Raw genomic sequence first — 22932 nt, forward strand, 5'->3', positions numbered from 1 at the left:
AATCAGAACTATCGGCTCAGTGGAATCCCTAAAATGTCACCGCGTCCTAGTGCCTTAAGAGGATAGCCAGCGCGCATAGCGCCAGCGCAATACTCAAGATGAGCATCGTTGGGTTCCTTTCCTTAGAAGGTATCCGACCGGCCGCGGGGTGGATTCCCGAAGCCTTCAATCACGCCGGTCAGCCTGCAAGCTGACCGGCGTGAATTGTTTATGCCATAATTTATGGCCGCTGTCGAATCGACGCGCTCCATAACTCACTGAAACCATTGACAATTTAGTCAATGCCAGCAGCCCTTTGAGTCTGCACGATAATCCGCTATTCTATAATTATCGGCTCGGGTCTGAACAGCCTGAGACGGTGCGCACGGCGCTGAACGTAGGTCCGCTCATGTCGGGCGGCCCGCCAAATATAACAGCCCGAAAGGGCGAATAGGCGGGGCGTGCTCGCCTACGTTCGCACGTGTTCAACCACCCGACTCCGGCCGGGTCTGAACGTAGGACGACGTATGCGAGTGGTCTTTGTACTACTGGCAGCCATGGCGGCTGTCGCGATTGGAACGCATTGGGGGTCGGATGTACCGGCGATGCGATCGGCACAGGTCATTAAACCCTCTTTGAGCGACCTTGAACAGCAAGCGCTTGCTGACGCAGCCGAGTGCCAAGGGGGTGCACATTCGTTCGACGATGCCACGTGCCGCAAGCGAGACGCCGCTTTCGAAGACCTTAAGAACCGCGGAACGTGTTGGACTTATTCAGATGATCGCGTGCTGCCCGTCGATTATGATTGGCACGATTGCGATCAGTCAGCGCCGGTCGGTTTTTCACCACCCGCGCCGGTTGTCGAGGCGACGCCGGTCGACGAACATCTCGTTACCCGCGAGATATACGAACAGGTCCGTTTGGGTATGACTCACGATCAGGTGGCGGCTTCTGTAGGCACGCCAGGGGTTGAGCAGTCGTCCAGTCAGATCCCCGGCGTTGGTTCTTACCAGACATACACATGGGGCAACCCAGACGGCTCCAGCATGATCCTACAGTTTCAAAACGGCTTTCTCGCTAGCAAAACCCAAAATAGCTTACCGCTCTGAAATACCAGATTTGGATCATACGTACGTCAAGGGGATAAACCCCTTCTTGATTGTAGCCGGTTGACGACATTTCCGTCTGCGGAGCTGGATGCAGCTCAAACCCGGGGCAGGATCAGCAAATCGCTAGCTACTAAAATTGCGAACTACATCGAGGCCGAAAAGCCCTCAACTTTGAGAGCCGAGCAACAGGCTAAGATTATCGAGAACCTGCGCGCTCTGCCGTAATTAGCGGCGTTCGATATTGCGCCAGCCGCGGTATCTCATCGATCCGGCGCACGATCTCCGGATTAACAGCGCGACCGCCCCCCTTAGATGGTGTTGCCACGACCTGATCGATCAGTTTGCGTAGCCGAGGCACCCGCCTCAATCCGCATCTCGTCGTCGGCAAGGCAGAGCCCCAGTTCCTTGATTGACTGCCGATGCTGGGCGGCTAAGCGGATGCAGCATCAGTACGGGCAGAGCGTCCATGCTGGCGATCTCCCCCGCCAATCTGTCGCAATCGGCGCGACGTGGTCAGCAGCGCGGACTCCATGAACTCGCTTCCCCGGCGGCGATAGACTCCACCGGTGGTTGAACCTTGCGCCGCATCCTCGACTCTTCGGCACTAAGTGGACGAGCATGATCGTGCATACGCTCCACAAGCTGCAAGCTGAAGTCGTTGGGTCGAGAAGGACGGCCTTGAGCGAACGCGGCCATCATAACATCCCCTCGCTATGTTGGATTTTCCGTGCCACGTCCTCGCGCATGTCGGCGACATGCATCTCGCGGCGGTTCTCCTTCCAATACCCGTCCGACCTGTCGGGAGGTGATTTCCGGCGTGACGTGGCGTGTGGTTCCTCCACTTCCGAATGCATTTCGTGCAATCGTAGTGCGAATCAAGGGGGATTTGGCGGCCGCCCCACGCCGCCGGAAGCCACCCGCAGGTTGCTCTTTCGTTCCGTATCGCGCATCGTTCCGCGGTGCTTCCCCACCCCGCCCTCCACGCCAGTCATGCCGGCATCTGGATCGCCGACCGGACCGGAACGCGGCAGGTCGGGCGGGGCGAGGCGATCCGGATCGCGGCGGATACGCCGGTCATCCTGCTGAACGCGGCTCTGGTCGGGCAGCGGCTGGGCTATGCCGAATTGTCGGGGCTCGACCTGCTCGAGCTGTTCGCGTTCCTGCGGCCGGCACGCTTCATGGTGCCGACCGCGAAGGGGCTGGCGGCGGCGGCGGGGATCGATCCGCCGGTGGACGATGCCGCGGTCGCGCCGTTCCTGCTCGCCGCCACCGAAGCGCTGATGGGGCTGGCGGGCGGCGGCGCAAAGACCCCTTGGCCCGAGCGGGAGGGGGCGTGGACCGCGATGCGGTCGCTCGGGCGGCTCGGCTGGCCCTGGGCCCCCGCGCTGGCCGACCGCATCGCGAAACCGGCGGAGAACGAGCGCTGGCTGTTTTCGAAACTGCCGGAATGGGACGAGTCTGCCCCCCGCCCCGCCCCGCGCACCGTCGCGGTCGATCTGCCCGCGGTCGATGCCCGGCTGTCGCAGCTGACCGGCGACGGCGCGGAGGAGCGTCCGGGCCAGCGTGCCTATGCCGAGGCGGTTGCGGCGGCGTTCGGCCCGCGGGCGGTGCGCGATTCGCCCAATCTGGTGCTGGCGGAGGCGGGCACCGGGATCGGCAAGACGCTCGGCTATCTGGCCCCCGCCTCGCTTTGGGCGGAGGAGGCGGGCGGCGCGGTGTGGGTGTCGACCTATACCAAGGCGCTGCAACGCCAATTGGGGCAGGAAAGCGCGCGGCTGTTCCCCGATGAGGCGGTGCGCCGGACGAAGGTGGTGACGCGCAAGGGCCGCGAGAACTACCTCTGCCTGCTGAACCTGGAGGATGCGCTGCAGGGCGGGTTCCAGGGCCGCGCGGCGATCCTCGCGCAACTGGTCGCGCGCTGGGCGGCGTACAGCGCGGACGGCGACATGGTCGGTGGCGATCTGCCCGGCTGGCTGCCGACGCTGTTCCGCCGCAACGGCCCCGCAGCCCTTACCGACCGGCGCGGCGAGTGCGTCTATGCCGGCTGTCCGCATTACCGCAAATGCTTCATCGAACGCGCCGCACGCGCCTCGGCGGAAGCGGATATCGTCATCGCCAACCATGCGCTGGTGATGGTCAACGCCGCGCGCGGGCGCGAACTGGCGGCGCGGCCGACACGCTACGTGTTCGACGAGGGGCATCATCTGTTCGACGCGGCGGATGCGATGTTCGGCGTCGCGCTGACCGGCCAGGAGACGATCGAGCTGCGGCGCTGGATCACCGGCCCCGAATCGGGCGGGCGCGGGCGGCGGCGCGGGTTGGCGGCGCGCTTGTCCGATGTCGCGAGCTATGACGAGGGCGGCGCGCGCGCGATCGCGGATGCGGTCGATGCCGCGCGCGCGCTGGCGTCGGACGGATGGCTGCAGCGGCTGGGCGAGGGTCAGCCCTTCGGCGCGATCGAGGTGCTGCTGTCGGCGGTGCGCGGGCTTGCCTATGCGCGTGCCGAACAGGGCGGCGATGCGGGCTATGGGCTGGAGACCGAACTCGCCGAACCGTCACCCGAACTGATCGATGCCGCCGCCCCCGCCGCCGCCGCGCTGGACGCGCTGGTGCGCCCGCTGGTGACACTCGGCCGGCGGCTGGAGGCGGTGCTGGCGGAAGGGCCCGACTGGATGGACGGCCCGGCGCGCGCGCGGATCGAAGGCGCGATCGCCTCGATCGGCTGGCGTGCGGACACGGTCGCGGCGTGGCTCGCCCTGCTGTCGCGGATCGGTGGCCCGGCGGACGGCGATTTCGTCGACTGGCTGGCGGTCGACCGCATCGAGGGCCGCGAATTCGACATCGGTCTTCACCGCCGCTGGCTCGATCCGACCCGCCCGCTGGCCGAGGTGGTGCTGAAACCCGCGCATGGCGCACTCGTCACCTCCGCGACGCTGACCGGCGGCGGCGGGGGCGGCGCGGAGGGCTGGGACATCGCTGATGCGCGCAGCGGCGCGCGGCATCTGGCACGCCCGCCGACCCATTTCGCCGCCGCGAGCCCGTTCGACTATGCCCGCCAGTCCGAGGTGCTGATCGTCACCGACGTCAAGCGGGGCGACGTCGCCACGCTCGCCAATGCCTATGCGCGGCTGATCGTCGCGGCGGATGGCGGGACATTGGGGCTGTTCACCGCGATCCGCCGGCTGCGCGCCGTTCACGCGCGTATAGCCGACAGGCTTGCACGAGATGGCCTGCCGCTGATGGCGCAGCATGTCGATCCGATCGATACGGGCACATTGGTCGATATCTTTCGCGACGATCCGCGCGCGTCGCTGATCGGGACCGATGCGCTCAGGGACGGGGTCGACATACCCGGCCGGTCGTTGCGGCTGGTGGTGATGGAAGGCGTGCCCTGGCCCAAGCCGACCGTGCTCCACGCCGCGCGGCGGCTGGCGGCCACCGAAGTCGGGGGCGGCTCCGCCTATGACGACCGGATCGTGCGCGCGCGGCTGGCGCAGGCGTTCGGACGACTGATCCGCCGCGGCGACGATCACGGCGCGTTCGTGCTGCTGTCGGCGGCGATGCCGTCGCGCCTGCTGACCGCCTTCCCGCCCGGGGTCGGCACCCTGCGGGTGACGCTGGACGAAGCGGTACGACGCGTCGCATCGCGGCTTTCCTCCGGCTCCGCACTCGGGCAAGACCGCGGCGAACCGGTCCGGGAAGGCGCGCCATGAAGACCCTGACGCTGCTCCGCCATGCCAAGTCGGACTGGACCGACACGGTGGCACGCGATTTCGACCGGCCGCTGAACGGCAAGGGCAAGCGCGCCGCGGCGTTGATGGGGGCGCATCTGCGCAGTCGGTCGGCGGACTTCGACCATGTCGTCGCCTCGCCGGCGGTACGAGTCATCGAAACGCTCGATGAGGTGCAGCGCGGGCTGGGCCGGACGCTCGCCCCCGCCTGGGACCGGCGCATCTATCTGGCCTCCGCCGTCACGCTGCTCGACGTGGTCCGCGATCTGCCGGGGGCGGTGGGGGACGTGCTGCTGGTCGGGCATAATCCCGGGCTGGAGGATCTGGTGCTGTGGCTGGTGCCCGAAAGCGCAGGTGCTTTGCGCGACGCGGTCGAGGACAAATACCCGACCGCCAGCGTCGCGCGGATGACGTTCGCCGTCGATCGCTGGACCGATGTCCGCCCTGGCGGCGGGGCGCTCGAACGCTTCGTACGACCGCGCGACCTCGATCCGACGCTTGGGCCGGACGCGGACTGACCGCGATGACGCGCGCTCAGGCTTGCCCCAGCTTCGCCTTCAGATCCGCGAACGGTCCGTGGATCGCTTCGTCCTCGCTCACCACGCCCGCCGCCTTCAGCGCGGCGGCGGCCCCCGGACTGCGCGGAAAAGGGTCGAGCGCCAGCGCCATCGTATCCGCCGCCGCCTCGCCGAGATCGACGGCACCGTCCTCGATCGGCAGGATGTCGAGCGCATCGACCGACAGTTCGACCTCGTCACCCTCGCTCGTCATTTCGTCGGCAAAGCGAAGCGCGACGGGCTCCATGACGGTCACGGCGATCGGATCGCCGGTCACCGAACAGGCCTGTACCACCGATGCGCCGACGCTGCCCGAGGCGAGGATGCCGTCGCCTTCGCGCCGCACACCGAACGTCCCGCTCAGCCGATCGACCGCGACGAGCCCGAACCGGCGAGCGAGGGCGGCGCGTTCGCCTTCGTTCGCCTCGATCTCGACCGCACGATCGCGCTCGCCGATCGTATCGATCCGGACCGGCCGATGGAATTCCGGGGTCATGGCAGCATTCCCGCCAGGATCGCGGCGACGGGGGTCGCGGCGAGCGCGGCGTGGAATGGGCGCAGACGGCTTGCGACATGCGCCAATGCGGCCGGCGACGGCGCTTCGCCACGATAGACGTTGCGGATCAGCGCGCCTTCCAGATCGCCGCCCGGTGCGAGCCCGGCACGATACGCACCGAGGCGGCCGCCGAGCATCGACATCATCCGGCCGATATGCTTGCCGACGATGATATCGCCGATCCCGATCTCGCGCAGTTGCCCGTCCATGTCGTCGACGAAGCGTTCGGTCAGCCGGGCGGATGGCTCGGGTCCCTCCGGCGCGGTTTCCAGCCGCAGCAGGACGAACGTCAGGATACCCGCGACCATGTCGAACCGGCCGTCGACGGTGTCGGGCACCGCCCCCGCCTCGTACCAATGCGCCTCGCGCGCGCGCGCGACGCTCGCCTGGTACAGCGGCAGCGTCGCGGCGCGGGTCTTGCCGGACCGCCCGATCCCAAATCGCGTCGTCAACGTTTCGATCCAGCCCAATGCGTGTCGCTTCCGCTCGTGGTGTGACGGGCGCGGCTTGTCTGTCCGCGCTTCTGCGCATATCGAGGCGATCGGCCGCGGATGCAATCGCGCGACCGTGTCCTTGCGTGCCGCCTCGGAGAATATCATGACATCCCGTTTCACATGGCCGGGCCACTATGCCGGATCGGGGCGTATCGCCCGGCTGGGGCTGATCGCGGTCGCTGCGCTGGGTGCTGCGGGCTGCACGCAGATCCGGTCCCACCAGGGCTATATCATCGATACCGATCTGGTGAATTCGGTGCAGCCCGGCGTCGACAACCGCCAGTCGGTACTCCAGACGCTCGGCAAACCGACCTTCTCGGCGCAGTTCGACAAGGGCGACTGGTATTATCTGGCACGCGACAGCAAGAATTACGGGTTCCGCAATCCGCACGCGATCACCCAGATCGCGCTCGACATCAGTTTCGATCCGGCAGGCAACGTCACCACGATCCGGCGCAGCGGGCTCGATCAAGTCAATTCGGTGCATATGTATGGCAAGACGACGCCGACGCTTGGCCGAAAGCGGGGTTTCTTCCAGGATCTGTTCGGCAATATCGGCACCGTCGGTGCGGGTGGCGGCCCCGGGTCCAGCGATGGCGGCGGTTCGCCCAATGGCGGCGGCAGGGGTCGCAACACCCCCTGATCTGCGGGTCCCGCAATTCCATGGCTTGCCGATCGAGCCTCGAAATATAGGCTGCGCGGCATGTTACGCATCGGCGCGGCCGTGCCGTCCGGCACGGATAACGCACGATCCTGCGTTGATTTGCATCGATAACCGATCATGTTGTTGGACGCGGCCGATTGTTCCTCGAATGCCGGGCCCTATCGTCGCGTCGGCACGGGGGCGGGGGCACCAATGGACGAGGCGATTCGCGCGATCGACGCGGTTTTGCGTGAAATCACGCTGTTCGCGGCGGCGGGGCTACTGATCGGCGGCATCGACGATCTGCTGGTCGATCTGCTGTTCCTTCGCCATCGCTGGTTCGGGCAGGGCGCTGACACCCCAATGGCGAACCTGCCGGCACCGGCGTTGCGGTCGCGATTCGCGGTATTCGTCGCCGCGTGGGACGAGGCGGCGGTGATCGGGCAGATGCTCGCTACCGCCAGCACGACGCTGGATCACCCGGACTTCCGCATATTCGTCGGACTCTACCCGAACGATCGCGGCTCTATCGACGCTGCTGCGCGCGTCGCCGAAGCCGACCCGCGCATCATTCTGGTGATCGGTGAGAAGAACGGCCCGACGACAAAGGCGGATTGTCTCAACACGCTCTGGCGTGCGCTACAGCGTGCCGATGCGCGGACGGGCACCACGACGACCGCGGTTGTGCTTCACGATGCGGAGGATGTCGTCCACCGGGACGAGCTGCGCGTGTTCGAGACGTTCATCGTCGATCATCGCGTCGTGCAACTGCCCGTCGTGCCGCTGATCAAACGATCCTCGCGATTGGTGTCAGGCCATTATGCAGACGAGTTCGCGGAAAATCACGGCAAGGGTGTCATTGTCCGGCGGTCGCTCGGCGCGGGGATGCCACTGGCAGGGACCGGCTGCGCGATAGCGGTGCCGATGCTGGCGACGATCGCACGGATGCGCGGCGGCGACCCGTTCGATGCGAGCAGCCTGACCGAGGACTATGAACTGGGCCTTCGCATCGCCGAGCTTGGCGGTCGCGCAGCCTTTGCCCGGGTCCGCGATGCCGACGACATGCTGGTCGCGGTACGAGCCTTCTTTCCCGACCGGATCGACGCCGCGGTTCGGCAGAAGGCGCGCTGGATGACCGGCATCGCGCTGGCGGGGTGGGATCGCACCGGCTGGGCGCGGTGGCACCGGATCGGCGATCACTGGATGCGGATGCGCGACCGGCGTGCGCCGCTGGCGGTCATCGTCCTCGGCTTCGCCTATGCCGCGCTCCTCGGCTGGGGGATTGTCGGTGCGATCCACTGGGGATGGGCGGTCCGATGGCCGATGCCGGGAGGGCCCGACTGGCTGGTCGAGGTCAATCTCATGCTGCTCGGGTGGCGGCTGGCGATGCGGATGGCGTTTACCGGGCGGGCTTATGGATGGCGGGAGGCCTGGTGGTCGGTGCCGCGCTTCGTCGTCGGCAATTATGTCGCATTGCTCGCTGCCCGGCGTGCGCTGACCCGGTATGTCGCGATGCTGCGCGGCGCGCCGATGGTCTGGGACAAGACGCGTCACGCCTTTCCCGACGCCCACGACCTGCGCACCCGGTGAAGGACGGTCGGCCGCTGCGGTTCCTGGGGAGCGCCGCCGGCGGATGGACCCTGTTCCGCGTTGCCGCCTTGTGGCCCGCCGCGGAGACACTACCGCTTCGGGCGCTGGCGCGTGCGGTCCTGCCGCCGGTGCTCGCATCGACGATGCCGATGCCAGCACCGGAACCTACCCTCCAACCAGCGACGCGGGTCGAGCACACGCCGCCGACCGCCCCGATGGCCGCGCCCGTTTCGCTGCCCACGACCCGCGGTACCGCGGCGGATATCGCGGCGATCCAATCCGACCCACAATCGGTGCCTGCCCGCACGCCAGGCGTGATCGGGCCGCCGCTTCGCCCCGGGCCGGTCGCGGGACCGGGTCGCCTGGCGGGAAGCGCCTGGATGCTCGCGCGCGGCGGCCCGAGCGGAACGCTGTCGGGCGGGCAGCTCGGGGCGTCGCAGGCGGGGGTGCGGCTGACCTATGCGCTCGGCGACGCGCGCCGGGTCGCGATCGCGGCCCGCCTGGCGACGCCGCTTTCGGGACGCGGCAAGGAGGCGGCGGTCGGGCTCGACTGGAAACCGACGCGGCTGCCGTTCCATCTGATCGCCGAACAGCGGTTCGTCCTCGATGGCGGCAAGGGCGGACCGACGGTCGGCATCATCGGCGGCTATGGGCCGGGCCTCGTCGCCCCCGGCGTCCGGGTCGAGGCCTATGGCCAGGCCGGTGCGATCGCGCGCGACGGGGTCGAGGGATTCGTCGATGCCGCCGCGCGCGCGACGCACCCGCTGGTCGATCGGGGGCCGGTGCGGATCGATATCGGCGCGGGCGTCTGGGGCAGCGCGCAAAAGGGCGCGGCACGACTCGATCTCGGGCCGACGATCGGCGCGGTGGTCCCGGTCGGCCGCCGCACGATCCGGCTGTCGGCGGATTGGCGGGAGCGTATCGCCGGCGATGCGCGTCCCGGTTCCGGCCCGGCCTTCACGATCGGCAGCGACTTCTAGCCGCGTCGCGGTCCAGCGGCTAACATCGCATCCGTGAACGTGTATCTGCCAATCGCCAATCTGTCGGTCAACGCGATCTTCATCGTCGCGCTTGGCGGCGCGGTCGGGCTGTTGTCGGGCATGTTCGGGATCGGCGGCGGGTTCCTGACCACGCCGATCCTCATCGTCTACGGCATCCCGCCGACGGTCGCGGCGGCATCGTCCGCCAGCCAGGTGACGGGGGCCAGCGTGTCGGGCGTGCTCGCGCATTTCCGACGAAGCGGGGTCGATGTGAAGATGGGCGGGGTGCTGGTCGCCGGCGGAGTCGTCGGGTCGCTGTTCGGCGCATGGCTGTTCCGGCTGCTTCAGGCACTCGGGCAGATCGATACCGTGATCGGCGTCGTCTATGTCCTGATGCTTGGGTTCATCGGCATGCTGATGGCGACCGAATCGGTCCGCGCGATCGGCGTCCGCCGCGGCGGCAAGCCGCCACGCCCGCGCAAGCGCCGCCACCATCCGATCGTCGCCGCGCTCCCGCTACGGACGCGCTTCTACAAATCCGGGCTGTATATCTCGCCGCTCGCGCCGCTGATCCTGGGATTCGTGACCGGGATCCTCACGATCCTGCTCGGCGTCGGCGGCGGATTCATCCTGGTGCCCGCGATGATCTATCTGCTCGGCGTCGCGACGTCGGTCGTCGTCGGCACGTCGCTGTTCCAGACGTTGTTCGTCACCGCGGTCGCGACGATGGTGCACGCGACGACGACCAAGGCGGTCGATATCGTCCTCGCCGCGCTGCTGCTGCTCGGGTCGGTGATCGGCGCACAGGTCGGGACGCGCTTCGCGTCCAGGGCGCGCCCCGAATATCTGCGCCTCGCGCTCGCGGTCATCGTGCTGCTGGTTGGTCTGCGCATCTTTCTGGGGCTGGTGTGGCGACCCGACGAATTGTTCACGATCGAATTGTCGTGAGGAACGGCTATGCTCTGCCGCTGCTCGCGCCGCTACTGATGGCGGCGGAAAAGCCGGTCCTCGTCCCCGACGTGTCGCAGCGCGATATCGAGATCGCCTACAGCTTCCACGGTGCGGACATGCTGCTGTTCGGCGCGATCCTCTACCCTGGCGGACATCTGCCGCAAGGCGAATCGCCTGCGGATATCGTGGTCGTCGTAAAAGGGCCGACGCAATCGATCCTGATCCGCGAAAAGGAAAAGGTCGCCGGCATCTGGGTCAATGCCGATCGGTTGCGCTATCGGTCCGCGCCCAGTTTCTACGCGATCGCATCGTCGCGGCCGATCGGGCAGCTGGTCGACGATCGGACGCGTGCGATCTATGAATTGGGGCTCGACAGCCTGCAATTGTCCCCCGCCTCCAATGCCGCGACCGCGGTGCAGGACCGGTTCGCGCGCGGGCTGGTCGATGTGAAACGGCGGTCGGGGCTGTATTTCGAGGACCCGCATGCGGTCGCCGTGACCGATGGGGTGCTGTACCGCGCGCGCCTCACGATCCCGGCGCGCGTGCCGGTCGGACGGTTCACCGCGGAGACTTTCCTGATCCGCGACGGCCGCGTGCTGACCGCGGCGGTGCGCGATATCGATATCCGCAAATCGGGGTTCGAACGATTCGTCGCACGCGCCGCGGACCGATCGGCGATCCGCTATGGCCTGACCGCGGTGGCGTTGTCGGTACTGCTCGGCTGGGGCGCGGGATGGATCGCGCGGCGGGTCTGAGCATCCGTCCGAACACGCCGACGGCGCGTCCGCAAAATGCTCTGAACGCTAAATTTACCGGTTCGCGGCCATGACCAGCAACATGACCCGCAAGGACCCGATCCGATGAACATGATGCCGATGCCAGCGGCCTTCGCCAACGCCCTGCCGACGGGCGGCGCGGCGATGGCACCGATCGGGGTCGTCATCGCGATCGCCGGTGCGTCGAGCACGTTGCTGTTCCAGCGCACCGCGGTCGCCGCGCTCGCGCAGGACGGCGATCCGATGATCGCTGCGGCGGGCACGCTCGGCAGCCAGATCAAGATGCGTGTCGGCGGCCAGTGGCTGGTCGCCAATGTGCGAAGCCTGACGCTCGATCTCGACAATGACGGGGTCCGCGCCGAAATCGATTTTCTCGGCGAAGGCGACGAGGAGCGGTTGACGGGCAAGCTCTACAATTTCCGCCGCGGCGTCACCCGCTACCCGATTCCCGGCTGCGAGGTCTATCCGGTCGCGACCGCGGACCTGAAACAGATCTACGCCGCGGACGACCGCGCGCATATCGCGATCGGCAACGTCTATCCGACTCGTGACGTCCGCGCCGCGCTCTATATCGACGCGATGCTGGGGAAGCATTTCGCGCTGGTCGGCTCGACCGGTACCGGCAAATCGACCAGCGCCGCGCTGATCCTCCACCGTATCTGCGAGCTGGCACCCGAAGGCCATATCGTCATGATCGATCCGCACGGCGAATATGCCGCGGCGTTCCGCAACACCGGTGCGATCTACGACGTCACCAATCTGCAGATGCCGTATTGGCTGATGAATTTCGAGGAACATTGCGAGGTGTTCCTGACGACCACCGGGCAGGAACGGCAGATCGATTCCGACATTCTCGCCAAATGCCTGCTGATGGCCAAGGCGAAGAGCCGCCTGGGGCAGGAAATCGCCAAGCTGACGGTCGATGCGCCGATCCCCTATCTGCTGAGCGACCTGACCAGCCTCATCAATCTGGAAATGGGCAAGATGGACCGTGCGGGCGATACCGCCCCCTATCTGCGACTGAAGATGAAGATCGACGAGGTGAAGGCCGATCCGCGTTACGGCTTCATGTTCTCGGGCATGCTGGTCGCGGACACGATGGCGGCATTCCTGTCGCGCATCTTCCGCCTGCCTGGCGACGGCAAACCGATCTCGATCGTCGACGTGTCGGGCGTGCCGTCGGAAATCACGTCGGTCGTGGTGGCCGTCCTGTCGCGGATGACGTTCGATTTCGCGATCTGGTCGCGCAACGAACCCGAACGCCCGATCCTCCTCGTCTGCGAGGAAGCGCATCGCTACATCCCGAGCAACGGCGAGACATCGTCGGTCGGCCGCATCCTCAGCCGCATCGCCAAGGAGGGCCGCAAATACGGCGTCAGCCTGGGGCTTATCACGCAGCGTCCGTCCGATCTGGAGGAGGGCGTGCTGTCGCAATGCGGCACGATCATCGCGATGCGCCTCAACAACGAACGCGATCAGGCCTTTGTGCGCGCCGCGATGCCCGAGGGCGCGCGCGGGTTCCTGGATGCGATCCCGGCGCTGAGGAACCGCGAATGCATCGTCTGCGGCGAAGGCGTCGCGGTGCCGATCCGCGTGAGCTTCGACGCGTTGGAGGAAGGCAAGCGCCCGGCATCCGGCGATCCCCTGTTCTCGCAACTGTGGCGCAATGTCGGCGGCGAGGACCAGATCATCGCCCGCACCATCCAACGCTGGCGGGCGCAGGGGAAGTAAAACCGAGAGAGCGATCCGCCGGGGGCGGATCGCCGGTTTTACTCGGCTCGTGAAACGAGCCGCAGGCCGGCGTCATATGACACCGTCATGCCGGGCTCGGCGCGGCATCCAGAGCCGCAAACGTACACCTCAGTAACCCTGGATCCCGGGACAAGCCCGGGATGACGAAATTCAGACCCCCGGCTTCACCGCCAGCAACCCGGCCACATGCGCCTTGAACGCCCGCAATTGCGCGCCCGTCAGTTGCGCGACACTGTCGAAAGACAGCCGCCGCGGATCGACCGAGACGCCGCCGCGCCAGACCTCCCAGTGCAGGTGCGGACCCGTAGACATGCCGGTCGAGCCGACATAACCGATCACTTGCCCGCGGGCGACATGGCTGCCGGGCGACACTGCGATCCGGCTCATATGGCCATAGCCGGTCTCCAGCCCGCCGGCGTGCGCGAGCTTGACGAAATTGCCGTAGCCGCCTGCACGGCCGGCGAAGGATACGGTGCCATCCTTCACCGCATAGATCGGCGATCCATAGGATGCGCCGATATCGACGCCCTTGTGCAGCTTCATGAAGCCGAGGATCGGGTGCATCCGCCACCCGAAGGTGGACGTGATATGCCCCGCGACCGGGGTGCCCATGCCGCGGCGTTCGCCCGTCCCGGCGGCGTCGAACCAGCTGGTCCTGGCGTCATCGCCGTCGCCGTCGTCGCCCGACCAGCGAACGAGCTGGACCTTTTTCGATCCCTGATCGATGCCGGCGAACAGCAGGTCGCCGATCCGCTTCTCGCCGGTCGCGGCGCGCGCGCGGGCAATGACAAGGTCGAAGCCGTCCGCGGACGAAATATCCCGGCCGACCGATATCCTGGTGGCGATCGCCTTGATGAACGCCTCGACCGCGCGCGCCGGAGCACCCGCGGCACGGACCGAACGATAGAGGCTGGCGCCCACCAGGCCCTGCAGGCGAAGCGGGGTGTTGTCGACGGCGATCGGCTGGCGCGTCATCGTCAGTCCCTGCGCGGCGCGGCCGAGCGTCAGTGCGAGATCGAACCGCGCGCGCAGCGAGAGCGTCTCCAGCGGCCGCGCGACACGCTTGTCCGCTCGCCGGCCGAGCGTCAGCGCGATGCGCGTGCCGGCCACCAGATCGCCAAGCGGCACCGCCTGCGCCACCAGCCGCGCCGCGGCGTCGGCATCGAGGCGTCCCACCCCGGCGCGGACCAGCGCGCGGTCGAGCGAATCGCCGTCGCCGAGCGTCGCGGTCAGGTCGACGCTGGGCCGCTCGGGAACCTCGGCCAGCGGACGGACGAGGTCGTTCGCCGCCATCCGCCGCCCGGTATCGCCACCCCAGGCGAGCGGCGCGATCCCCTGCGCGCGCGCCTCGTCCCATTCGGACGACGTCATCGGGGCAGGCACCGCCGCCGGGATCGGTCGGTGCAGCGGCGGCGAAAGCGCCCAGGTTGCGGCGCACAGCGCGGTGCAGGTCGACAGCCCACGCCACCAGTCGCGCGTCCCGACCTGCATCCCGAGATCGGGCACCCAGTCGATCCCGCGCGTCCGGTCGCCGAGCGTGCGCCAGCCCGTGACGGGCAAACGGTCGATTGCCGGGCGAGCGAACCCGCGCGCGGCGGTGCCGCCGGCCAGTTCGAACCCAGATTCGTTACGCAAGAACAAGTCGGCCGCGCTCCGTCGGAACGTCGCCGTTTCCCCCGGCGCCGGATGCGACGCTATTGCGGGCGATTCGCTAAAGTCAAATTAACCTTGGTACTTGCGCGACCCGTGCTGCGGCGGAGCGTTTTGCGGATGCGCCGGTTCGTTTCGCGCGACGCCATTGCGCGCGCCTCCGCAAAGCCCGATGTTCGCATCCATGACCAGCCGCGATACGGGCACCGTCACCGCGGTGCTGGGGCCTACCAATACCGGCAAGACGCACCTGGCGGTCGAACGGATGTGCGCGCATTCCAGCGGCATGATCGGCTTCCCGCTCCGCCTGCTGGCGCGCGAGGTCTACGACCGGGTGGTGCGCGAAAAGGGCGCGTCGCGGGTCGCGCTGGTGACGGGCGAGGAAAAAATCGTTCCCCCCGATGCGCGCTGGTTTCTGTGCACCGCTGAATCGATGCCGCAACACGACGTCGCCTTCGTCGGCATCGACGAAGCGCAGCTGGGTGCGGACCCCGAACGCGGCCATGTCTTCACCGACCGGCTGCTTCGCGCGCGCGGGCGCGAGGAGACGATGATCCTCGGGTCCGAGGCACTGCGCCCGGTTGTGAAGATGCTGGTGCCCGAAGCGGAGATCGTCGGCCGACCGCGCTTTTCGACGCTGAGCTATGTCGGCGCAAAGAAGATCGGCCGCCTGCCCAAACGCTCCGCCATCGTCGCGTTCAGCGCGGAGGAGGTCTATGCGGTCGCCGAGATGCTGCGGCGGCTGCGCGGCGGCGCGGCGGTGGTGATGGGCGCGCTGTCGCCGCGTACTCGCAACGCGCAGGTCGCGATGTTTCAGGCGGGCGAGGTCGATTACCTCGTCGCGACCGATGCGATCGGCATGGGGCTGAACATGGATGTCGCGCACGTCGCGTTCGCATCGCTCAGCAAATTCGACGGTCGGCGGCAGCGGCGACTGACCACGCCCGAGATGGCGCAGATCGCCGGCCGTGCGGGACGACATCAGCGCGACGGGACGTTCGGCGCGATCGCCGAAGAAGGCCCCGGTGCGTTCCTGCCCGAGGAGGTGCTGGCGATCGAGGAGCATCGCTTCCCCCGGCTCGATCACCTCTATTGGCGCGACGGCGAACCCGATCTCTCAAGCATCGACGCGCTGGTCGCCAGTCTGGAAGCGCGGCCGCCCGCAGGTATGCTGCGCGCGGCACCCGAAGCGATCGACCTGTCGGTGCTGAAGCGGCTGGCGGAGGAAGGCTGGGTCCGCGACCGCACGCGTGCGCCGTCGATGGTCGCGCGGTTGTGGGCGGCGTGCGGCGTTCCCGATTTCCGCAAGGTCGGGCTCGATCCGCATGCCCGCTTCGTCGCGCGGCTGTTCGGATATTTGAGCGAGGCCAACGGCCATCTGCCGCACCAATGGTTCGCGGACGAGATAGCGCGACTGGATACGGTGGCGGGCGATGTCGAGGTGCTGGCGGGGCGGATCGCATCGGCCAGGACCTGGGCCTATATCGCGCAGCGTCCCGACTGGCTTGCCGACCCGGCGCATTGGGCCGAGCGGACGCGCGCAATCGAGAACCGGCTGTCCGACGCGCTTCATGCGAGCCTGACGCAACGCTTCGTCGACAAGCGCACCACCGCGCTGCTTCGCCAGATCGGCGCGGATCCGTCCGCGTTGCCCGTCGTCATCGGCGCGGAAGGCGAGGTGATGGTCGAGGAGCATGTGATCGGGCAGCTCGACGGGTTCCGCTTCACCGTTGCGGGCGACGCGCGCGCCGGCGACAAGCGGCTGTTGCTGGCGGCGGCGGAGAAAAGGCTGGCGGGCGAGCGGCGTCGGCGGGCCGAGGCGTTGCTGGCGGCTCCGGACGACGCGTTCGTGCTGGACGGCGCCGATGTGCACTGGGCCGGGCATGTCGTCGCGGCGGTCGCGGCCGGCCCGTCGCTCGTGCGCGCGAAGATCGCGCTCGACCGGTCGCTCGACTGTCTCGACCGGCCGATGCGCGACAAGGTCGACGCGCGGCTGACCGGATGGCTGTCGGCGCTGCTGGCGAAACGGCTTCCCGCGCTGGTGGCACTCGCCGCCGCGGCGCGCGACCCGCAGGCGAGCGCGTCGCTTCGCGCGGTCGCGGCGATGCTCGAGGCGGCGGGCGGGATCGCGCCCCGGCTGGCGCACCGCACCGCGATCGACGCGCTGTCGATCGAGGAGCGGCGCGGATTGCGGCGAATGGGTGTGGTGATCGGTGCGCTCGATCTCTACGATCCGCGCCTGTTGAAACCGCGCGTGGCGGGGTTACGGCGGATGTTGATGGGCTTGCGCGGGGCAGCGCCGGCGCTGTCGCCCGACGGCGCGACCGTCCTGCCGCGTGGCGCAGCCGCACCCGATGCGGGATTCCGTCCGCTTGGGCAGCAGGCTGTGCGGATCGACCTGGTCGAACGGATCGCGCGCGCCGCGCATGATGCACGGCAGGGCCGCGCGCCGTTCGCGCCCGACGCGGCCTTGTCGACGTCGATCGGGCTCGAGCCGGCGACGCTCGACCGGCTGATGACCGAATTGGGGTTCCGCGCGGTGGCGGGCGAAGACGTGCCGCGCTGGATATGGCGCGGACGCACGCCGGCGAAGCGCGCGGCGGCGACGCATGATCCCGACAATGCTTTTGCCGCGCTCGCGAGTCTCCGGCTGTATGGCTGAGGGGATGGTGACGATGCGGCTGGACCGCTATCTGTGGTGGGTCCGGCTCGCCGCATCACGCACCGTCGCGCAAGACATCGCCGAGGACGGCCATCTGCGGATCGACGGGCGCGCGGTGGACCGTGCGCATGCCGCGGTGCGTATCGGCAACGTCCTGACGTTCGCCGCGCATGGCCGGATCCGGGTGATCCGCATATCCGCCCTGCCGGTGCGGCGCGGACCGGCGGCGGAGGCGCAGGGCTGTTATGACGAGCTCATCGATGCGCCACATGGTGCGAACGTCTCGCAGCAAGCGCCGATCGATTGACGAGGCCGGGACCTGCGCATAGCAGCACGATTGTCGCCGCCGTCCATCGGCCGCCAGGGAGCCTCTCGCAATGACCTACGTCGTCACCGATGCCTGCATCCGCTGCAAGTACATGGATTGCGTCGAGGTTTGTCCGGTCGATTGCTTCTACGAAGGCGAGACGATGCTGGTCATCAATCCCAGCGAGTGCATCGATTGCGGCGTCTGCGAACCCGAATGCCCCGCCGAGGCGATCCTGCCCGATACCGAAAGCGGGTTGGAGCAGTGGCTGGAGTTGAACACGACGTTCTCGGCGCAGTGGCCCAATGTAACGCGCAATGCCGGGCAGACCCCCGCCGATGCCGACCAGCACAAGGGCGGGACCGACAAATACACCAAATATTTTACGCCCGAGCCCGGCAAGGGCGACTGATATCGTGCCGTGAAGCGCTGCAAAGGCAGTGCTGCTGACTCAGCCGGCTGGTAATTTTATTGCCGGTATGTTAAAGTCGTCGCAACGGGTGCACCGCGGCGTGCGGCCCGGTACGGAGACGTTCGACCCCACCTTCCTCCTGGCGACCTACGCCCCGCGGATGTTCCGCGCAGGCCACGCATCGCGGGAGTTGACCCGGAAAGGCCCAATATGGCTGTCAAGGCGCTGTCCTTCGATGTCGGTGACTATGTCGTTTACCCAAAGCACGGCGTCGGCCGCGTGATAGAGCTGCAACGATCGGAGATCGCCGGCATGCAGCTGGAACTGTATGTGCTTCGCTTCGAGAAGGAGCGGATGACGCTCCGCGTGCCGACCAACAAGGCCGAAAGCGTCGGCATGCGCAAGCTGTCGTCCGACAAGACGATGCGCGAGGCGATGGAGACGCTGAAGGGCAAGCCGAAGGTCAAGCGCACCATGTGGTCGCGTCGCGCGCAGGAATATGAGGCGAAGATCAATTCGGGCGACCTGGTGTCGATCGCCGAAGTGGTCCGGGATCTGTTCCGTGCCGACGACCAGCCCGAGCAAAGCTATTCCGAGCGTCAGATCTTCGAAGCGGCGACCAGCCGCCTCGCGCGCGAACTGGGCGCGATGGAAGAGATCGACGAGCCCAAGGCGCAGGAGAAGATCCTGGAGATCCTCCGCGCATCGGCTGCGATCTACAACAAGGACAAGCTGCCGGCCTGAGCCGATTGGTTCCGCCTGAACGATATGAGGGCGGGCCTGGCGACGGGTCGCCCTTTTTCGTGGCTTGCGTGCGTAACGACCCTGTGTATTATATAACCAATACACAGGAGATTTGCCGTGAACCGTCTGCGCCCCGCCGTCACCCTGCTGCTACTTGCCGCGCCCGTTGCCGCCTGTTCGGCGCATTGGAATACGGACGACGATGGAAAGCCCGGGATCGCCGCGGCCGGCACGGGCGGCGAGCGGCACTGGACGGTGTCAGGGTTCGACGCGATCGACATCGGCGGTGCGGGCGATGTCCAGGTGCATGTCGGCCCCGCTTTCTCGCTGACCGCGACGGGCAGCCCCGATCTGCTCGACAAGGTCAAGATCACGCAGGACGGCCATACGCTCGATATCGGTCGCCGCAGCGGCGACGGCTGGGGCGACGGCGGCAAGCTGCATTTCGTCGTGACGATGCCGGCGATTACGGGTGCCGGGATCGGCGGGTCGGGCACGATCGCGATCGACCGGGTCGAGGGCAAGGCGTTCGAAGGCAATATCGGCGGGTCGGGGAAGTTGGACGTGGCCGCGATGAAGGTCGGCAAGGCCAGCTTCAACGTCGGCGGATCGGGCGATATCGCCGCGGCGGGAACGACGCAGGCGCTGTCGGTGTCGATCGGCGGATCGGGCAGCATCAAGGCGACGCCGCTATCGGCGCAGACCGCGGATATCTCGATCGCCGGCGCGGGCAAGATCGCCGCGACCGTGACGCAGACCGCGGCAGTGACGATCATGGGATCCGGCGACGTCACCATTACCGGCGGCGCGAAGTGCAGCGTGACGAAGATGGGCGCGGGCGCGGTGCATTACGGATAGGCATGGCATCATGATCCGCGCCCTCCTCCTGCTCGCCCTCATCGCCACGCCCGCCAATGCCGCGGAGCGGCGCGTCGCGATCGGCAGTTTCGACCGGGTGCGGATCGACGGCCCGTTCGAGGTCCATATCGACACCGGCCGATCGCCGGGCGGGACGATCGCCGGCGAGGCGAGCGCGATCGAGACGGTCGAATTGCAGACCGACGGCAACACGCTCGTCATCCGGCGCGGGATCGGCGGCTGGGCTGAACAGCACCGCGCCGCACCGACCACGCCGATCGTCGTCCGTCTGGGCACGATCGACCTCGCCGGCGCGCTCGTCGTCGCCGGCGGAACGCTGTCGGTGACGAAAATGCGCGGCGACCGGATCGACCTGTCGGTCACCGGCGCGGGCAGCATCGTCGTCGGTGAGGCGAGCGGCGACTCGCTGAACGCCACGGTGATCGGCGCGGGGACGATCGGCATCGCGGGCCGCACCGGCCGGGCCCGGCTGGCGACGAACGGCACCGGCACGATCGACGCGGCTGCGCTCGATGCGGGCGACCTGTTCGTCCGGCTCGACGGACCCGGCACCATCCAGGCGCGCGCGCGCTATACCGCGACGGTGGACGATGTCGGGCTGGGGCGCGTTACCGTGCTCGGCGACCCGAAATGCACCGTCCGCGCCGCGGCCGGCGGGCCGGTGGCCTGCGGGCCCGCGCAATAACGCGAAGTGACCCGACAATTGCACGATTGCCGGATCAGATCAGCGCGAGTTCCGCCAGTTTCCCGACCAGAACCGCCGGCATCGCCGCGACGCCGCCCGCCCCTTCGCCCAGGTCGACGGGTGCGTCTGCGCCCTCCAGATACCGCCAGCCCTGGTGCGCCCGCTTGGGCCGCGGCTGCACCAGGACGAGACCCGGCGCGAGATGGATCGCGACTCGGCCGCCTTCCGCCTCGCCGAACGCGGTGATCGGCGAGCGGGCGACGAGCTGGTGCTTGATGATCCAGTACAGTGACCCCTCGCCGTCCGGCCCCGTGATCTCGGTATGCCGCTTCGGCAGATACCGGGTCGTCAGGAACAGCGGCCCCGCCTCGGCGCGCAGGTTCAACCGGTCGGTCAGGATTTCGAGGCTCGTCGCACCGAACGCGACCTTGGTGAGGTGAAGGGGCACGTCCGCCAGATGGGCCACGCTGCGTCTGCGATCAACCGCGCAATCCCCAGAGCGCGGCAAGCCCCAGAAACGCGAAGAAACCCGGACAGTCGGTCATCATCGTCACGAACACCGCGGACGATACCGCAGGATCGACCCCCGACCGCTCCAGCCCGATCGGGATCGGCACACCCGACAGTCCCGCGACCAGATTGTTGATCAGGATCGACAGCCCGAACACGATCCCCAACGGCACGTTGCGATAGATGAGGATCGTCCCGCCCCCGATCAGCACCCCGAGCAACATGCCATTGGCCAACGCGATGCGGAATTCGCGAAGGATCATCCACATCGTGTTCGAATTGGTCAGCTGGTTGGTCGCCATCGCGCGGACGACGACCGCGAGCGTCTGCGTCCCCGCATTGCCGCCATGCCGGATACGATCCCCATCAAGGCGGCGAGCAACGCAAACTTCGCGATCTCTCCCTCGAACAACCCCACGACACCCGCCGCCACCATCGCGGTGCCGAGATTGATGACCAGCCAGACGACGCGCGTCCGGACGGTCAGCCCGAGCGGTCATCATTTGCCAGCCGCGCCCCGGTTCCCTATCTGCGCGCGATCATTTCATGGAGACGAACGATGGCCGATACCCCGGAAACGCTGACGATGACGCTGGAAAGCGGGGACGTGACGATCAAGCTTCGCCCCGATCTGGCACCTTCGCATGTCGAGCGGATCGTCACGCTGGCAAATGACGGCTTCTACGACGGCGTCGTGTTCCACCGCGTCATCCCGGGCTTCATGGCGCAGGGCGGCGATCCGACAGGGACCGGCATGCATGGCTCCGACAAGCCGAACCTGAAGGCGGAATTCTCCAAGGAGCCGCATGTCCGGGGTGTCTGTTCGATGGCACGCACCAACCAGCCCGACACCGCGAACAGCCAGTTCTTCGTCGTATTCGACGATGCGCGTTTCCTCGACGGCCAGTACACCGTCTGGGGGCAAGTCACCGACGGCATGGATCTGATCGACGCGCTGCCCAAGGGCGAACCGCCGCGTGAACCCGGCAAGATCGTGAAGATGCGCGCGGCGTAAACCTGTCGTCACCCTTGCGTCGCGCCGGGGCGACGACGGCATCAGTCGTCCGCAACCGCGCCGGTCGGCGGATGCAGCCGCAGCCGGTTGATCCGCCGTTCGTCCGCCTCGGTCACCTCTAGCTTCCAGCCGCTGGGGTGATCGATGCATTCGCCGACCGCCGGTACCCGCCCCGCGAGCAGCGCGGCGAGCCCGCCCAGCGTGTCGACATCGCCGTCCGCCTCCGCCAGCCGCCGATCGACGGTTTCCGCGACATCCTTCAATTCGACCCGCGCATCGGCTTCCCATGCGTCACCCTCGATCGGCACGAGCAGCGCCTCGGGCGCGTCGTCATGCTCGTCCTCGATATCGCCGGTGATCTCCTCGATCAGGTCCTCGATCGTGACCAGCCCTTCGGTGCCCGAGAATTCATCGAGCACGATCGCCAGATGAACCCGCTTCTGCCGCATGTCGGCAAGCAGATCGAGCGCACCGCGCGACATCGGGACGTAGAGCGGTTCGCGGATCAGCGCCGCGATCGGCGGGTGCGGCGCACCGGTCGCGAGAATCGCGAACACGTCCTTCACATGGACCATGCCGATGATGGTATCGAGCTTGTTGCGGTAGACGGGCAGGCGGCTGTGCCCCGCTTCGGCGAAGATGCGGACCAGATCGTCGAACGACGTGCCCTCCTCGACCGCGACGATATCGGCGCGCGGGACACCGACATCGCCCGCGTCGCGCTCGCCGAAATGCAGCAGATTGCGCACCATCTGGCGCTCCAGCGGCGAGAGATCGCCGGCCGCGTCGGGGGCGGGATCGTCCTCGTGCCGGTCGATCACGTCCTCGAGCTGGTCACGGAGCGATTCCTCCACGCCGCCGCCGAAGATCAGCGCCTTCAGTCCGCGCCAGATTCCATTCTCGTTCGGGTCGCCGCCACCGGCGCTACTTCGGTCCTCTGCCATTGCGGC

At 67.6% G+C, this 22932-nt stretch carries 21 protein-coding genes and 1 pseudogene; 16 read left to right on the forward strand and 6 right to left on the reverse strand.

Annotated elements, in window-relative coordinates:
* Nucleotides 1-536 precede the first annotated feature (536 nt).
* The 3 genes from ACFE7D_RS05605 to ACFE7D_RS05615 all read left to right on the forward strand — a co-directional run bounded on the left by ACFE7D_RS05605 (nucleotide 537) and on the right by ACFE7D_RS05615 (nucleotide 5337).
* Nucleotides 537-1088: a hypothetical protein gene (locus ACFE7D_RS05605; RefSeq protein WP_375394447.1), complete on the forward strand. Its 552-nt coding sequence runs from the start codon at nucleotides 537-539 to the stop codon at nucleotides 1086-1088.
* 959 nt (nucleotides 1089-2047) lie between these two features.
* The gene (locus tag ACFE7D_RS05610; protein ID WP_375394448.1) at nucleotides 2048-4801 is read left to right on the forward strand and encodes an ATP-dependent DNA helicase; all 2754 of its coding nucleotides are present in this window, start codon (nucleotides 2048-2050) and stop codon (nucleotides 4799-4801) included.
* Nucleotides 4798-5337: a histidine phosphatase family protein gene (locus ACFE7D_RS05615; RefSeq protein ID WP_375394449.1), complete on the forward strand. Its 540-nt coding sequence runs from the start codon at nucleotides 4798-4800 to the stop codon at nucleotides 5335-5337. The genes ACFE7D_RS05610 and ACFE7D_RS05615 overlap by 4 nt, the downstream gene beginning before the upstream one ends.
* A 16-nt stretch (nucleotides 5338-5353) precedes the next feature.
* Here ACFE7D_RS05615 and ACFE7D_RS05620 read toward each other — a convergent pair whose 3' ends face one another.
* Nucleotides 5354-5872 carry a DUF177 domain-containing protein gene (locus ACFE7D_RS05620; protein WP_375394450.1) on the reverse strand — a complete coding sequence of 173 codons (519 nt, stop codon included), beginning with the start codon at nucleotides 5870-5872 and terminating at the stop codon, nucleotides 5354-5356.
* Nucleotides 5869-6384, reverse strand: coding sequence for a ubiquinol-cytochrome C chaperone family protein (locus ACFE7D_RS05625; protein WP_375394451.1), 516 nt, complete (start codon nucleotides 6382-6384; stop codon nucleotides 5869-5871). Before ACFE7D_RS05625 ends, ACFE7D_RS05620 begins: the two co-directional genes overlap by 4 nt.
* 145 nt (nucleotides 6385-6529) lie before the next feature.
* Here ACFE7D_RS05625 and ACFE7D_RS05630 point away from each other — a divergent pair, with 145 nt between their 5' ends.
* The 6 genes from ACFE7D_RS05630 (at nucleotide 6530) to ACFE7D_RS05655 (ending at nucleotide 13097) form a co-directional block, all read left to right on the forward strand.
* Nucleotides 6530-7069, forward strand: coding sequence for an outer membrane protein assembly factor BamE (locus ACFE7D_RS05630; protein WP_375394452.1), 540 nt, complete (start codon nucleotides 6530-6532; stop codon nucleotides 7067-7069).
* Between the two features lie 138 nt (nucleotides 7070-7207).
* Nucleotides 7208-8659 (forward strand): glycosyl transferase family protein, encoded by a 1452-nt coding sequence (locus ACFE7D_RS05635; RefSeq protein ID WP_375394453.1) that lies wholly within the window; start codon nucleotides 7208-7210, stop codon nucleotides 8657-8659.
* Complete coding sequence (locus ACFE7D_RS05640; protein WP_375394454.1) at nucleotides 8656-9639, forward strand: hypothetical protein; 984 nt, start codon at nucleotides 8656-8658, stop codon at nucleotides 9637-9639. The genes ACFE7D_RS05635 and ACFE7D_RS05640 overlap by 4 nt, the downstream gene beginning before the upstream one ends.
* 33 nt (nucleotides 9640-9672) lie before the next feature.
* Nucleotides 9673-10587, forward strand: a complete 915-nt coding sequence (locus tag ACFE7D_RS05645; RefSeq protein WP_375394455.1) for a sulfite exporter TauE/SafE family protein — start codon at nucleotides 9673-9675, stop codon at nucleotides 10585-10587.
* 38 nt (nucleotides 10588-10625) lie between these two features.
* Entirely contained in the window at nucleotides 10626-11345 is a 720-nt protein-coding gene (locus ACFE7D_RS05650; protein WP_375394481.1) for a TIGR02186 family protein, read from the forward strand.
* 105 nt (nucleotides 11346-11450) lie between these two features.
* Nucleotides 11451-13097 (forward strand): ATP-binding protein, encoded by a 1647-nt coding sequence (locus ACFE7D_RS05655; RefSeq protein WP_375394456.1) that lies wholly within the window; start codon nucleotides 11451-11453, stop codon nucleotides 13095-13097.
* A gap of 171 nt (nucleotides 13098-13268) precedes the next feature.
* Here ACFE7D_RS05655 and ACFE7D_RS05660 read toward each other — a convergent pair whose 3' ends face one another.
* Complete coding sequence (locus ACFE7D_RS05660) at nucleotides 13269-14753, reverse strand: M23 family metallopeptidase (RefSeq protein WP_375394457.1); 1485 nt, start codon at nucleotides 14751-14753, stop codon at nucleotides 13269-13271.
* Between the two features lie 199 nt (nucleotides 14754-14952).
* Here ACFE7D_RS05660 and ACFE7D_RS05665 point away from each other — a divergent pair, with 199 nt between their 5' ends.
* From ACFE7D_RS05665 to ACFE7D_RS05690, 6 genes are all read left to right on the forward strand, one after another.
* Nucleotides 14953-17430 (forward strand): helicase-related protein, encoded by a 2478-nt coding sequence (locus ACFE7D_RS05665; protein ID WP_375394458.1) that lies wholly within the window; start codon nucleotides 14953-14955, stop codon nucleotides 17428-17430.
* Nucleotides 17423-17737 carry an RNA-binding S4 domain-containing protein gene (locus ACFE7D_RS05670; protein ID WP_375394459.1) on the forward strand — a complete coding sequence of 105 codons (315 nt, stop codon included), beginning with the start codon at nucleotides 17423-17425 and terminating at the stop codon, nucleotides 17735-17737. The genes ACFE7D_RS05665 and ACFE7D_RS05670 overlap by 8 nt, the downstream gene beginning before the upstream one ends.
* A gap of 70 nt (nucleotides 17738-17807) precedes the next feature.
* Nucleotides 17808-18149 (forward strand): ferredoxin FdxA, encoded by a 342-nt coding sequence (gene fdxA, locus ACFE7D_RS05675; RefSeq protein ID WP_375394460.1) that lies wholly within the window; start codon nucleotides 17808-17810, stop codon nucleotides 18147-18149.
* 210 nt (nucleotides 18150-18359) lie between these two features.
* A complete protein-coding gene (locus ACFE7D_RS05680; RefSeq protein ID WP_375394461.1) occupies nucleotides 18360-18893 on the forward strand; it encodes a CarD family transcriptional regulator in 534 nt (177 codons plus the stop codon).
* 117 nt (nucleotides 18894-19010) lie between these two features.
* Entirely contained in the window at nucleotides 19011-19751 is a 741-nt protein-coding gene (locus ACFE7D_RS05685; protein ID WP_375394462.1) for a head GIN domain-containing protein, read from the forward strand.
* Between the two features lie 10 nt (nucleotides 19752-19761).
* Nucleotides 19762-20457 (forward strand): GIN domain-containing protein, encoded by a 696-nt coding sequence (locus tag ACFE7D_RS05690; protein ID WP_375394463.1) that lies wholly within the window; start codon nucleotides 19762-19764, stop codon nucleotides 20455-20457.
* Between the two features lie 34 nt (nucleotides 20458-20491).
* Here ACFE7D_RS05690 and ACFE7D_RS05695 read toward each other — a convergent pair whose 3' ends face one another.
* Nucleotides 20492-20905 carry a DUF1489 family protein gene (locus ACFE7D_RS05695; protein ID WP_375394464.1) on the reverse strand — a complete coding sequence of 138 codons (414 nt, stop codon included), beginning with the start codon at nucleotides 20903-20905 and terminating at the stop codon, nucleotides 20492-20494.
* Nucleotides 20906-20936: 31 nt separating this feature from the next.
* A pseudogene (locus ACFE7D_RS05700) lies at nucleotides 20937-21463 on the reverse strand (magnesium transporter); the annotation flags it as partial.
* A gap of 63 nt (nucleotides 21464-21526) precedes the next feature.
* Here ACFE7D_RS05700 and ACFE7D_RS05705 point away from each other — a divergent pair.
* Complete coding sequence (locus ACFE7D_RS05705; protein WP_375394465.1) at nucleotides 21527-21982, forward strand: peptidylprolyl isomerase; 456 nt, start codon at nucleotides 21527-21529, stop codon at nucleotides 21980-21982.
* Between the two features lie 41 nt (nucleotides 21983-22023).
* Here the strand turns inward: ACFE7D_RS05705 and ACFE7D_RS05710 are convergent, their stop codons facing one another.
* Nucleotides 22024-22926 carry a hemolysin family protein gene (locus ACFE7D_RS05710; protein ID WP_375394466.1) on the reverse strand — a complete coding sequence of 301 codons (903 nt, stop codon included), beginning with the start codon at nucleotides 22924-22926 and terminating at the stop codon, nucleotides 22024-22026.
* Nucleotides 22927-22932 lie beyond the last annotated feature (6 nt).

Origin of the sequence: uncultured Sphingomonas sp., from assembly GCF_964244235.1 — a bacterium.
Lineage (GTDB): Bacteria > Pseudomonadota > Alphaproteobacteria > Sphingomonadales > Sphingomonadaceae > Sphingomonas.